Annotated in this window: 13 protein-coding genes; all 13 read left to right on the top strand. The window is 69.0% G+C overall.

Annotated elements, in window-relative coordinates; translation table 11 throughout:
• Nucleotides 1-22: 22 nt before the first annotated feature.
• The 13 genes from efp to coaBC all read left to right on the top strand — a co-directional run bounded on the left by efp (nucleotide 23) and on the right by coaBC (nucleotide 12,813).
• Nucleotides 23-586: an elongation factor P gene (gene efp, locus HQ312_RS01270; RefSeq protein ID WP_027505254.1), complete on the top strand. Its 564-nt coding sequence runs from the start codon at nucleotides 23-25 to the stop codon at nucleotides 584-586.
• Complete coding sequence (nusB, locus tag HQ312_RS01265; RefSeq protein WP_051613217.1) at nucleotides 587-1,147, top strand: transcription antitermination factor NusB; 561 nt, start codon at nucleotides 587-589, stop codon at nucleotides 1,145-1,147.
• Nucleotides 1,148-1,237: 90 nt separating this feature from the next.
• Nucleotides 1,238-1,813, top strand: coding sequence for a bifunctional pyr operon transcriptional regulator/uracil phosphoribosyltransferase PyrR (gene pyrR, locus HQ312_RS01260; protein ID WP_056444721.1), 576 nt, complete (start codon nucleotides 1,238-1,240; stop codon nucleotides 1,811-1,813).
• Nucleotides 1,810-2,769 carry an aspartate carbamoyltransferase catalytic subunit gene (locus HQ312_RS01255; protein WP_308123758.1) on the top strand — a complete coding sequence of 320 codons (960 nt, stop codon included), beginning with the start codon at nucleotides 1,810-1,812 and terminating at the stop codon, nucleotides 2,767-2,769. The genes pyrR and HQ312_RS01255 overlap by 4 nt, the downstream gene beginning before the upstream one ends.
• The gene (locus HQ312_RS01250) at nucleotides 2,766-4,082 is read left to right on the top strand and encodes a dihydroorotase (RefSeq protein ID WP_222637599.1); all 1,317 of its coding nucleotides are present in this window, start codon (nucleotides 2,766-2,768) and stop codon (nucleotides 4,080-4,082) included. The genes HQ312_RS01255 and HQ312_RS01250 overlap by 4 nt, the downstream gene beginning before the upstream one ends.
• Nucleotides 4,083-4,586 (top strand): hypothetical protein, encoded by a 504-nt coding sequence (locus HQ312_RS01245; protein ID WP_027505258.1) that lies wholly within the window; start codon nucleotides 4,083-4,085, stop codon nucleotides 4,584-4,586.
• A complete protein-coding gene (gene carA, locus HQ312_RS01240; protein WP_222637598.1) occupies nucleotides 4,583-5,737 on the top strand; it encodes a glutamine-hydrolyzing carbamoyl-phosphate synthase small subunit in 1,155 nt (384 codons plus the stop codon). Before HQ312_RS01245 ends, carA begins: the two co-directional genes overlap by 4 nt.
• Complete coding sequence (gene carB / locus HQ312_RS01235) at nucleotides 5,737-9,141, top strand: carbamoyl-phosphate synthase large subunit (RefSeq protein WP_051613218.1); 3,405 nt, start codon at nucleotides 5,737-5,739, stop codon at nucleotides 9,139-9,141. Before carA ends, carB begins: the two co-directional genes overlap by 1 nt.
• Complete coding sequence (pyrF, locus tag HQ312_RS01230; protein WP_308115638.1) at nucleotides 9,138-9,980, top strand: orotidine-5'-phosphate decarboxylase; 843 nt, start codon at nucleotides 9,138-9,140, stop codon at nucleotides 9,978-9,980. The genes carB and pyrF overlap by 4 nt, the downstream gene beginning before the upstream one ends.
• A 192-nt stretch (nucleotides 9,981-10,172) precedes the next feature.
• Entirely contained in the window at nucleotides 10,173-10,493 is a 321-nt protein-coding gene (mihF, locus tag HQ312_RS01225; RefSeq protein ID WP_027505261.1) for an integration host factor, actinobacterial type, read from the top strand.
• A 73-nt stretch (nucleotides 10,494-10,566) separates the two neighbouring features.
• Nucleotides 10,567-11,136 (top strand): guanylate kinase, encoded by a 570-nt coding sequence (gene gmk / locus HQ312_RS01220; RefSeq protein WP_056445214.1) that lies wholly within the window; start codon nucleotides 10,567-10,569, stop codon nucleotides 11,134-11,136.
• 64 nt (nucleotides 11,137-11,200) lie between these two features.
• Nucleotides 11,201-11,506 carry a DNA-directed RNA polymerase subunit omega gene (gene rpoZ, locus HQ312_RS01215; RefSeq protein ID WP_027505263.1) on the top strand — a complete coding sequence of 102 codons (306 nt, stop codon included), beginning with the start codon at nucleotides 11,201-11,203 and terminating at the stop codon, nucleotides 11,504-11,506.
• Nucleotides 11,503-12,813, top strand: a complete 1,311-nt coding sequence (gene coaBC / locus HQ312_RS01210) for a bifunctional phosphopantothenoylcysteine decarboxylase/phosphopantothenate--cysteine ligase CoaBC (protein WP_056444715.1) — start codon at nucleotides 11,503-11,505, stop codon at nucleotides 12,811-12,813. Before rpoZ ends, coaBC begins: the two co-directional genes overlap by 4 nt.
• Nucleotides 12,814-12,827: the final 14 nt, after the last annotated feature.

Below are 12,827 nucleotides of genomic sequence, written 5' to 3'. Positions count from 1 at the left end.
TCGACGAGGAGACGCGAAGCAAGTGGCTTCCACCAGTGATTTCAAGAACGGACTCGTTCTCAACATCGAGAACCAGTTGTGGTCCATCATCGAGTTCCAGCACGTCAAGCCTGGTAAGGGACCGGCCTTCGTGCGCACCAAGCTCAAGAACGTCACGTCGGGCAAGGTCGTCGACAAGACCTTCAACGCGGGCGTCAAGGTCGAGACCGCGACGGTCGACCGACGCGACATGACGTACCTCTACCACGACGGTTCGGACTACGTCTTCATGGACGGCGACACCTTCGACCAGATCTCCGTCGCCGAGGCGACCATCGGCGAGGTCTCGCGCTTCCTGCTCGAGAACATGAAGGTCCAGGTGGCGATGCACGAGGGGCTGCCGCTGTACGTCGAGTTGCCGGTCACGGTCGAGCTGATCGTCCAGCACACCGATCCGGGTCTGCAGGGCGACCGCTCCACCGGTGGCACCAAGCCGGCGACCCTCGAGACGGGTGCCGAGATCAACGTGCCGCTCTTCATCAACACCGGCGACAAGCTCAAGGTGGACTCCCGCGACGGCAACTACCTCGGGCGCGTGAATTCCTGAGTGAGCGAGCCTTCCAAGAACCCTGCCGCACCGGGCAAGCCGGCGGCGAAGAAGCTCGGAGCACGGCACAAGGCGCGTAAGCGTGCCGTCGACTTCCTCTTCGAGGCCGAGGCTCGGGATCTCGATCCCGTGGTGCTCGCGACCGAGCGCGGCGAGCTGTCCGCTCACGAGGAGACGGTGGCGCCGGTCAACGCGTACACCACGACTCTCGTGACCGGAGTGGCCGAGAACCTCGACCGCGTCGACTCGGTCATCGGGGATCACCTGCACCAGTGGACTCTCGATCGTCTCCCCGCCGTCGACCGCGCGATCCTGCGCGTCGCGGTCTGGGAACTGCTCAACGCGGTCGACGTCCCGCCGGTGGTGGCCGTCGACGAGGCGGTCGAGCTGGCCAAGCAACTCTCCACCGACGACTCGCCGTCCTTCGTCAACGGGGTGCTGGGCCAGATCGTGCTCGTCGCACCCCAGGTGCGCGCCGCCGCGGCGGCGCGTCCGGCGGCGCAGAGCCGGCCCGTGACGGAGAACACCGCCGACGACGCCGTACCGCCCGCCTCGAGCTGAGTTCGAGCCCGGCGTGGTTGGTATAGTCACCGCGTCAGACATCCTTTAACGATCCGTCCAGTGAGGCGGAGAAGGAGGTCACCTGTTCTCGTGTCCTCAGACGAGCCCGGTACCCCCGGTCCAGCAGGCCAGTCCCGCGAGCTGTTGTCGTCGGCGGACGTCGGCCGCACCATCGCCCGGATGGCCCACCAGATCATCGAGAAGACCGCGTTCGGCTCGGCCGACGCCGCTCCGCTGGTTCTCGTGGGTATCCCCACTCGCGGTTCCACTCTCGCCACGCGCCTCGCGGACCGGATCGAGGAGTACTCCGGACTCCGCCCGCCGGTCGGCTCTCTCGACATCACGCTCTACCGCGACGATCTGCGCAGCAAGCCCCATCGCGCGCTCGAGCGCACCTCGATGCCCGACACCGGTGTGGACGGCGCTCTCGTCGTGATCGTCGACGACGTGCTGTTCTCCGGCCGATCGGTGCGCGCCGCGCTCGACGCTCTCCGCGATCTCGGGCGTCCGCGGGCCGTGCAGCTCGCAGTGCTCATCGACCGCGGCCACCGCGAACTCCCGCTCCGCGCGGACTACGTGGGCAAGAACGTGCCGACCGCGCGCACCGAGGACGTCTCGGTGCTGCTCGACGAGCACGACGGTCGAGACGGGGTGGAGCTCTCGTGAGTGCCCGGCACCTGCTGTCGACGATGGACCTGAGCCGCGACGACGCCACCGACATCCTGGACGAGGCGGAGCGCTTCGAGCAGGCGCTGCTCGGCCGCGACGTGCGCAAACTCCCCACCTTGCGCGGCAAGACGGTCATGACCGTCTTCTACGAGAACTCGACGCGCACCCGAGTGTCGTTCGAGGTCGCGGGCAAGTGGATGAGCGCGGACGTCATCAACGTCAGCGCGAGCAGCTCCTCCGCGTCGAAGGGTGAGTCGCTGCGCGACACCGCCCTCACGCTGCGAGCGGCCGGCGCGGACGCCCTGATCGTGCGGCACCCCGCGTCCGGTGCGGCGCACCGCATCGCCCAGTGGACGGCCCTGTCCGACGGCTCGGGTCCGGCCGTGATCAACGCCGGGGACGGCACGCACGAGCATCCCACCCAGGCGCTGCTCGACGCGCTGACGCTGCGCCAGCGTCTCGGCGGAATCGAGGGCCGCCGCATCGCCATCGTCGGTGACGTCCTGCACAGCCGCGTCGCCCGGTCCAACGCGTTCCTGCTGGCCACGCTCGGTGCCGAGGTGGTGGTCGTCGCGCCGCGCACTCTGCTGCCGGTCGGCATCGAGACCTGGCCCGTCACCGTGGCACCGTCGCTCGACTCCGAACTGCCGGCGCTCGACGCCGTCATGATGCTGCGCGTCCAGGCCGAACGCATGAACGGTGGCTTCTTCCCGTCGGCGCGGGAGTACTCCATCGGATACGGGTTGTCGCAGAAGCGGTTCGATCTGCTTCCCGACCACGCGGTGGTGCTGCACCCCGGTCCGATGCTCCGCGGCATGGAGATCGGCTTCTCGGTCGCCGACGCACCCGAGACCGCGGTCCTGCAACAAGTCCAGAATGGAGTGCACGTGCGTATGGCAGTGCTGTTCCGCCTGCTCATCGGGTCCGATCCGACACCGGGACTCGCGCGATGACCGGGACCGTGGTGCTGCGCTCGGTGCGCCCCTACGGCGAGGGTGATCCCGTGGACGTGGTGGTGTCGGGCGGTGTCATCGACGCGATCGGCGCGGACGTCACCGTTCCCGACGGTGCCGAGATCGTGGACGGCGCCGGTGGCGTTCTGTTGCCCGGCTTCGTCGATCTGCACACTCATGTCCGGGAGCCGGGCCGCGAGGACACCGAGACCATCGAGACGGGTTCCGCCGCAGCAGCTCTCGGCGGATACACCGCCGTCTTCGCGATGGCGAACACCTCTCCGGTCGCGGACTCCGTGGTGGTCACCGACCACGTGTGGCGTCGTGGCCAGGAGGTCGGGCTGGTCGACGTCCACCCCGTCGGCGCCGTCACCGTGGGCCTGCAGGGCAAGGCCCTGGCGGAGATGGCCACCATGAACGCCGGTGTCGGTGCGGTCCGGATGTTCTCGGACGACGGTCACTGCGTCGCCGACCCACTGCTGATGCGCCGTGCCCTCGAGTACGCGGCCGGCCTGGGAGTGCTCATCGCGCAGCACGCCGAGGAGCCGCGGCTCACCGAAGGTGCCGTCGCCCACGAGGGTCCGACCGCGGCGCGCCTGGGTCTCACCGGATGGCCGCGGTCCGCGGAGGAGTCCATCGTCGCCCGCGACGCGATCCTCGCGCGGGACGCGCGCAGCCGCGTCCACATCTGCCACGCCTCCACCGCCGGCACCGTGGAGCTCCTCGACTGGGCGAAGAAGCAGGGCATCGCCATCACGGCCGAGGTGACACCGCACCATCTGTTCCTGGACGACTCGCGTCTCGAGACCTACGACGCCGTGAACAAGGTGAACCCGCCGCTGCGGGAGGCCTCCGACGTCCAGGCACTCCGCGCGGCGTTGGCCTCGGGTGTCGTGGACTGCGTGGCCACCGATCACGCGCCGCACGCCGAGCAGGACAAGTGCTGCGAGTTCTCGCAGGCCCGGCCCGGCATGCTCGGTCTCGAGACCGCCCTGTCGGTGATCGTCACGACCATGGTGGAGACCGGTCTGCTCGACTGGCGCGGCGTCGCACGGGTCATGAGCGAGCGACCGGCGGAGATCGTCGGGCTCACCGACCAGGGTCGGCCCATCGCGGTCGGAGAGCCCGCCAACCTGACGATCGTCGACCCGGACGTCCGGTGGACCGTCGTCCCGAGGGATCTGGCCTCGCTGTCCGCCAACACCCCGTACGAGTCGCTCGAGCTGCCCGCGAAGGTCACCGCGACGGTGCTGCGCGGACGGATCACCAGCCGCGACGGAGTCGCGGCCGCGCCATCGGGAGGGATGAACTAGATGGACAGAGTGCTGTTGGTGGTCGGCTTCCTCGTGTTCTGGGTCGCCATGATCGGCCTGATCATCTGGGGCTGGAAGAACCGTCAGAAGCGTCAGGCCGACGCGATCGGAACCCTCCCGGCCGTGCCGGAGCAGCTCGGCGCCGTCGTCACCCCGGCCTGCACAGGTCTGTACGTGGGATCGACGTTGGCCCCGAGCTGGCAGAACCGGATCGCCGTGGGCGACATGGGCCATCGCGCCACCGGAACGCTGACGCGCTACGAGACGGGCATCCTGCTCGAGCGCACGGGGGAGTCCGACATCTGGATGCCCGCCGACTCGCTCCGCGCCGTGCGGACCGAGCGTGGCCTCGCCGGCAAGGTCATGACCAGGGACGGCCTGCTGGTCGTCCGCTGGGAACTGCCCACCGGCACCGAGATCGACACCGGCTTCCGAGCCGACGACAAGACGGTCTACCCGCAGTGGGTGGACGACACGAGCAGTGACGAGAAGGAGACCGCGTGAGCACCCAGGACGCCGCGGCACTGGTCCTCGAGGACGGGCGCATCTTCCGTGGCACCGCGTTCGGAGCCCGGGGTTCGACCCTGGGCGAGGCGGTGTTCTGCACCGGCATGACCGGCTACCAGGAGACGCTGACCGATCCGAGCTACCACCGCCAGATCGTGGTGGCCACGGCCCCTCAGATCGGCAACACCGGCTGGAACGGTGAGGACAACGAGTCCGTCGGACGCACCGGCGACGCCGACGACTCCCGTATGTGGGTCGCCGGGTTCGCCGTCCGCGACCCCAGCCGCCGCAGCTCGAGCTGGCGCTCGACCGGCACCCTGGGCGAGGAGATGGCGCGGCAGGACGTCGTCGGCATCGCCGAGATCGACACCCGCGCGCTGGTGCGGCACCTGCGCACCCGCGGGTCGATGAAGGCCGGCATCTTCTCCGGCGAGGCCCTCACCGACGTCGACGCGCTGATCGAGACCGTGCGCAGCCAGCCGAGCATGGTGGGTGCGGATCTGGCGGGCGAGGTGAGCACGACCGAGGGGTACACGGTCGACCCCGAGGGCGAGCCCCGGTACTCCGTCGTCGCGGTCGACCTCGGCATCAAGTCGAACACGCCGCGCATGTTCGCGCAGCGGGGAATCCGGGTCCACGTGGTCCCGGCGAACGCCGACATCGACCAGGTGCGGGCACTCGGCGCGGACGGCGTGTTCCTGTCCAACGGACCGGGCGACCCGGCCACCGCAGACTCGGTGGTGCGGCTGACCGAGCAGGTGCTCGGCGACGGCACCCCGCTGTTCGGCATCTGCTTCGGCAACCAGATCCTCGGCCGCGCACTCGGCCGCTCCACCTACAAGATGACCTTCGGTCACCGGGGCATGAACATCCCGGTGATCGAACACGGCACGGGCCGCATCTCCATCACGGCCCAGAACCACGGGTTCGCACTCGAGGGCGAGGCCGGCGAGGAGTTCGACACCCCGTTCGGCCGGGCGATCGTCAGCCACTCGTGCGCGAACGACGGCACCGTCGAAGGTGTCCGCCTGCTCGACGACTCGGCGTTCTCGGTGCAGTACCACCCCGAGGCCGCGGCCGGTCCGCACGACGCCGAGTACCTCTTCGACCGTTTCCTGCAGCTCCTCGACAAGAAAGCCGGCCAGTAATGCCACGGCGCACAGACCTCCAGCACATCCTGGTCATCGGATCCGGACCGATCGTCATCGGTCAGGCCTGCGAGTTCGACTACTCCGGAACGCAGGCCTGCCGTGTGCTCCGCGAGGAGGGCCTGCGGGTCAGCCTCGTGAACTCGAACCCGGCGACGATCATGACGGACCCCGAGTTCGCGGACTCCACCTACGTCGAACCCATCACGGCGGAGTTCGTCGAGAAGGTCATCGCGAAGGAGAAGGCCGAGGGCCATCCCATCGATGCGGTGCTCGCCACCCTCGGCGGCCAGACGGCGCTCAACTGCGCGGTGGCGCTGCACGAGCAGGGGATCCTCGAGAAGTACGACGTCGAGCTCATCGGAGCCGACTTCGAGGCGATCCAGCGTGGTGAGGATCGCCAGAAGTTCAAGGACATCGTCGCGAAGGTCGGCGGCGAGAGTGCCCGGTCGCGTGTCTGTTACACGATGGCCGAGGTGCACGACACCGTTGCCGAACTCGGCCTGCCCGTCGTCATCCGGCCCAGCTTCACCATGGGCGGGCTCGGCTCCGGCATGGCGTACACGACCGAGGATCTCGAGCGTCTCGCCGGCGGCGGACTGGCCGCGTCGCCGTCCGCCAACGTGCTCATCGAGGAGTCCATCTACGGGTGGAAGGAGTACGAGCTCGAGCTGATGCGCGACAACCGCGACAACGTGGTGATCGTGTGTTCGATCGAGAACGTGGACCCGATGGGTGTGCACACGGGCGACTCCATGACGGTCGCTCCGGCGATGACGCTCACCGACCGCGAGTACCAGAAGATGCGCGATCTGGGCATCGCCATCCTCCGCGAGGTCGGCGTCGACACGGGCGGATGCAACATCCAGTTCGCGATCGATCCGAAGGACGGTCGTCTGATCGTCATCGAGATGAACCCGCGCGTCTCGCGGTCGAGTGCACTCGCCTCGAAGGCGACGGGATTCCCGATCGCCAAGATCGCGGCGAAGCTCGCGGTGGGGTACAGCCTCGACGAGATCGTCAACGACATCACGGGCGAGACACCGGCCTGTTTCGAGCCGACGTTGGACTACGTCGTCGTCAAGGCGCCGCGCTTCGCGTTCGAGAAGTTCCCGGGCGCCGACGCCACCCTCACGACGACGATGAAGTCGGTCGGCGAGGCGATGAGCCTGGGCCGCAACTTCACCGAGGCGCTCGGCAAGGTGCTGCGGTCGCTCGAGACCAAGGCCACCGGATTCTGGACCACGTCGGACGAGGTGCTGGCAGGGGACCGGGCGCACGATCTGCAGGCGGTGCTCGCCGACCTGAAGGTTCCCACCGAGGGACGCATCTACGACGCCGAGTTGGCACTGCGCCTCGGCGGCACCGTCGAGGAGGTCGCCGCCGCGTCCGGTATCGACCCGTGGTTCATCGACGAGATCGCCGGTCTGGTGGAACTGCGGACCCGGCTGCTCGACGCTCCCGTCCTCGACGAGAACCTGCTGCGTCGGGCGAAGCACTCGGGCCTGTCCGATCGGCAGATCGCGGCACTGCGTCCCGAGCTCGCGGGGGAGGACGGGGTGCGCTCGCTGCGCCACCGGCTGGGAGTGCGGCCCGTGTTCAAGACCGTCGACACGTGCGCCGCGGAGTTCGAGGCGAAGACGCCGTACCACTACTCCACCTACGAGCTCGATCCCGGCGCGGAGACCGAGGTGGCCCCGCAGACCACGCTCGGCAAGGTGCTCATCCTGGGCTCCGGTCCCAACCGCATCGGCCAGGGCATCGAGTTCGACTACTCGTGCGTGCACGCGGCCACGACGCTCTCGGCCGCCGGCTACGAGACCGTGATGGTGAACTGCAACCCCGAGACCGTCTCCACCGACTACGACACGGCGGATCGTCTGTACTTCGAGCCGCTCACGTTCGAGGACGTGCTCGAGGTGTACCTGGCGGAGAAGGAGTCGGGCGAAGGTGGACCAGGTGTCGTCGGTGTCCTCTGCCAGCTCGGTGGGCAGACGCCGCTCGGTCTCGCGCAGCGACTGCAGGACGCCGGTGTGCCGATCGTCGGCACGTCGCCCGAGGCGATCGACCTGGCGGAGGACCGCAAGGAGTTCGGTGAGGTGCTCGTCGCCGCCGGTCTGCCCGCGCCGAAGTTCGGCACGGCCACCACGTTCGACGGCGCGAAGCGCATCGCGAGCGAGATCGGCTACCCCGTGCTCGTGCGTCCGTCGTACGTGCTGGGCGGACGCGGCATGGAGATCGTCTACGACGAGGCGTCGCTGGACGACTACATCTCCCGCGCCACCGAGCTCACGCCGGAGCACCCCGTGCTGGTGGACCGGTTCCTCGAGGACGCGATCGAGATCGACGTCGACGCCCTGTGCGACGGCACCGAGGTCTACCTCGGCGGCGTCATGGAGCACATCGAGGAGGCGGGCATCCACTCCGGCGACTCCGCGTGCGCGCTGCCCCCGATCACGCTCGGCCGCACCGACATCGACGCGGTCCGCCGATCGACGGAGGCGCTCGCGTTCGGGATCGGGGTCCGCGGGCTGCTCAACGTGCAGTACGCCCTCAAGGACGACGTGCTCTACGTGCTCGAGGCCAACCCTCGTGCGAGCCGCACGGTGCCCTTCGTCTCCAAGGCCACGGCGGTGCCGCTCGCGAAGGCCGCGGCCCGTATCGCTCTGGGCGCGACCATCGCGGAGTTGCGGGCGGACGGCGTGTTGCCGCCCACCGGTGACGGCGGGCACGCTGCCTTCGATGCACCGGTCGCGGTCAAGGAGGCCGTGCTGCCCTTCAACCGGTTCCGCAAGGCGGACGGCAGTGGCGTCGACACCCTCCTGAGCCCCGAGATGAAGTCGACCGGCGAGGTCATGGGAATCGACGCGGACTTCGGTACCGCGTTCGCGAAGAGCCAGACCGCCGCGTACGGCTCGCTGCCGACGACGGGGTCGATCTTCGTGTCCATCGCGAACCGCGACAAGCGGTCGATGGTGTTCCCGGTCAAGCGGCTCGCCGATCTGGGCTTCCGCATCCTCGCGACCGAGGGAACGGCGGAGATGCTGCGCCGCAACGGCATCAGCAGCGACGTGGTGCGCAAGCACTCCGACGTGCTCGAGGACGGTGAGCGGACCATCGTGGACCTGATCCGCGAGGGGGAGGTCGACATGGTGTTCAACACTCCGTTCGGCAACTCCGGCCCGCGGGTCGACGGGTACGAGATCCGCAGCGCCGCGGTGGCGCGCAACATCCCGTGCATCACCACCGTGCAGGGTGCCGCGGCCGCGGTGCAGGGGATCGAGGCGAGCATCCGCGGCGACATCGGGGTGCAGTCGCTCCAGGATCTGCACAGCTCGCTGACGACGTACCTGCGAGCAGGCACCGGGCCGACGGCCACGACCGACCCGGTCACCCCTCGGTGACCGGTAGTCCGGAGGCCGGGGTGTGGCGCAGGAAGCTGACCGCGGCCGTCCGGTCGCGGGGACGCCTGTGTGTCGGCATCGATCCGCACTCCGCGATCCTCGCGTCGTGGGGCCTCGACGACACCGTGGCGGGCCTCGACCGCTTCGCGCGGCTCTGCGTCGAGGCGTTCGCGTCGGACATCGGGGTGGTCAAGCCGCAGGTGGCGTTCTTCGAGCGCTTCGGGTCCGGTGGACTCGCCGTGCTCGAGCGGACCATCGCCGATCTGCGTGCGGCGGGCGTGCTCGTCGTCGCGGACGCGAAGCGTGGGGACATCGGGTCCACGTCGGAGGCGTACGCCCGGGCGTGGCTGGACCCGTCCTCACCACTCGCCTCGGACGCCGTGACGGTCTCGCCCTACCTCGGGGTGGGTGCGCTGACGCCGTTCGTCGAGCAGGCGACTGAGCACGGCTGCGGCCTGTTCGTGCTCGCACGCACGTCGAATCCCGAGGGCGCGGCGCTGCAACAGGCGGTCACCGCCACCGGTGCGAGCGTCGCGCAGGCCGTGGTCGACGAGGCCGCGGCGGTCAACACGCGGGCGAACGACGACGTCATGGGTCTCGTGGTGGGTGCGACACGCGGACACGGGCTCGATCTGCGGACGTTCTCGGGGCCGATCCTCGCGCCCGGACTCGGCGCCCAGGGTGCCACCGCGCAGGACCTGCCCTCCCTGTTCCAGGGTTCGTCAGAGTTGTTGCTGCCCAACTCTTCCCGCGACGTCCTGCGACACGGTCCGGACGTGGCCGCTCTACGGGGAGCGGCGATCGTCGCTCGCGACACCGTCGAGCACGCCCTCGCATAGACCACCATCGCGGCGACACGGCGGCGGGGGGCAAGTTCGCAATCGGCGCCCTGCCCGGGTACGGTCGCTATCGCCGCTGGTCAATCCGGTGGCAGTGACTGGATGTACCAGAACGGCCGGCTCGCGCACATCGCGTGACGCGAGTACGGAATGCACTTCTCGACAGAGATTCACCGATGAGACGGAGGAACCGTGGCCCTTCCCCAGTTGACCGATGAGCAGCGCGCTGCTGCCTTGGAGAAGGCGGCACAAGCTCGTCGTGTCCGGGCTGAGCTCAAGGAACGCCTCAAGCGCGGCGGAACCGACCTCAAGCAGGTCCTCAAGGACGCCGAAGAGGACGAGATCCTCGGCAAGATGAAGGTGTCCGCACTGCTCGAGGCTCTGCCCAAGGTCGGCAAGGTCAAGGCTCAGGAGATCATGACCGAGCTGGAGATCGCACCCACCCGCCGCCTGCGCGGACTGGGCGATCGTCAGCGCAAGGCGCTTCTCGCCAGGTTCGACTTCGAGGCCTGACAGCGACGTGTCGACCGACAACGAGTCGACGGCAGTGTCGAGCGAGGACTCCTCGCTCAGGAAGGGCCGGCTGGTGGTACTGGCCGGCCCTTCCGCCGTCGGTAAGTCCAGTGTGGTCGCGAAGGTGCGTCAGCAGCTTCCCGATCTGTACTTCAGCGTGTCGGCGACGACGCGCGATCCCCGCCCCGGCGAGGTGCACGGACAGGACTACCGGTTCGTGGACGCCGCGGAGTTCGATCGCATGATCGAGGCCGGTGATCTCCTCGAATGGGCGGAGATCCACCGCGGCCTGCACCGGAGCGGTACGCCCGCCGAGCCCGTGCGTCGCGCGCTCGCCGCCGGTGAGCCGGTTCTCCTCGAGGTGGATCTGCAGGGTGCGCGCGCGGTCCGTGCCGCCGCCCCGGAGGCTCTGCTCGTGTTTCTCGCGCCGCCCTCCTGGGACGTGCTGGTGGGTCGGCTCACCGGCCGCGGCACCGAACCGCAGGACGTCATCGAGCGTCGGCTCGAGACCGCGCGCGAGGAGCTGGCGGCCTCCGACGAGTTCGACACGGTCATCGTGAACGACGATGTCGACCGAGCGTGCGCGGAGTTGGTATCCTTGTTGGTCGGTGGCGTCCCGAACGGTGAGTTCGGGACCGCGTGACCGCACAGGTAACACCAGTTTTCTCTTCCGAGGCATCCGCCCCGGTGAATCTTCAGGAGCATTTGTGAGTAGTCCCTTGGCGAACGTGTCCGATTCCTTCTCCCGTATCGACGTGGCGACGTACGACACCCCGCTGGGCATCACCAACCCGCCCATCGACGAGCTGCTGGACCGGACGTCGTCGAAGTACGCGCTGGTCATCTACGCCGCCAAGCGCGCGCGTCAGATCAACGACTACTACAACCAGCTCGGTGACGGCATACTCGAGTACGTCGGCCCCCTCGTCGAACCGGGTCTGCAGGAGAAGCCGCTGTCCATCGCCATGCGCGAGATCCACGCCGACCTTCTCGAGCACGTCGAAGGGGAGTGAGTTCCCTGTCTCCCTCGGACACGACGACACGGCGTCACGTCGTGGTCGGTGTCGGGGGAGGGATCGCCGCGTACAAGGCGTGCGGGCTGATCCGCCACTTCACCGAGGCGGGTGACGACGTCCGCGTCGTCCCCACCGAGTCGGCGCTGCAGTTCGTCGGCCGGGCGACCTTCGAGGCGTTGTCGGGCAACCCGGTGCACACCGGAGTGTTCGCCGACGTGCCGGAGGTACCGCACGTCCGCCTCGGCCAGAACGCCGATCTCGTCGTCGTCGCCCCGGCCACGGCCGACCTGCTGTCGCGGGCCGCTGCCGGACGCGCCGACGACCTGTTGACGGCGACGTTGCTCACCGCGCGGTGCCCGATCGTGTTCGCGCCGGCCATGCACACCGAGATGTGGGACCACCCCGCGACCGTCGAGAACGTCGCGACGTTGCGTCGGCGGGGTGTCACGGTGATCGAGCCGGCCTCGGGTCGGCTCACCGGCAAGGACACCGGAGCGGGCCGTCTGCCCGAGCCGGACGAGATCGCCGGCATCGCCGAGCTGCTGCTCGAGCGACCCGATGCGCTGCCTCGTGACCTCGAGGGGCGGCGCGTCGTCGTCTCCGCCGGCGGCACGCGCGAGCCGTTGGACCCGGTGCGGTTCCTCGGCAACCGCAGCTCCGGCAAGCAGGGTTATGCGCTCGCGCGGGTCGCCGCCCAGCGCGGTGCCGACGTGCTGCTGATCTCCGGCTACACCAGCGACCTGTCCGCTCCTGCCGGTGTCCGCGTCGAGACGGTCCGCACCGCCGAGGACATGCGCACCGCGGTCACGGCCGCCGCCGTCGGTGCCGACGCCGTGATCATGGCCGCCGCCGTCGCCGATTTCCGGCCGACGACGCTCGCCACCAGCAAGATCAAGAAGGGTGCCGACGAGCCGGACACCATCCCGCTCACGCGCAACGCCGACATCCTGGCCGGCCTCGTCGCGGCACGCGATGCCGGTGACCTGGCCGCCGACGCCGCGATCGTCGGCTTCGCGGCCGAGACCGGCGACCAGCACGGCGACGTGCTGACGCACGCCCGCGCCAAGCTGGCACGCAAGAAGTGCGACCTCCTGGTTGTGAATGCGGTCGGTGAGGGTAAAGCATTCGAGATGGACGACAACGACGGCTGGATCCTGTCCGCGGACGGGACCGAGCTGGCGCTCGAACACGGATCGAAGGCGCTCATGTCGTCTCGTGTGATCGATGCGTTGGTGCCCCTGTTGCGCGTGCGTCAACCGTCACCGACGTCGCAGGAGTGTACGAGCGCCGACGACTCGCGGTGACCCGCAGTACTCGA

It is taken from the genome of Rhodococcus sp. BP-316 (assembly GCF_019836105.1).
Classification (GTDB): domain Bacteria; phylum Actinomycetota; class Actinomycetes; order Mycobacteriales; family Mycobacteriaceae; genus Rhodococcoides.
The sequence above is the reverse complement of the archived record's forward strand: the minus strand, read 5'-3'. Positions and strand labels throughout refer to the sequence as shown.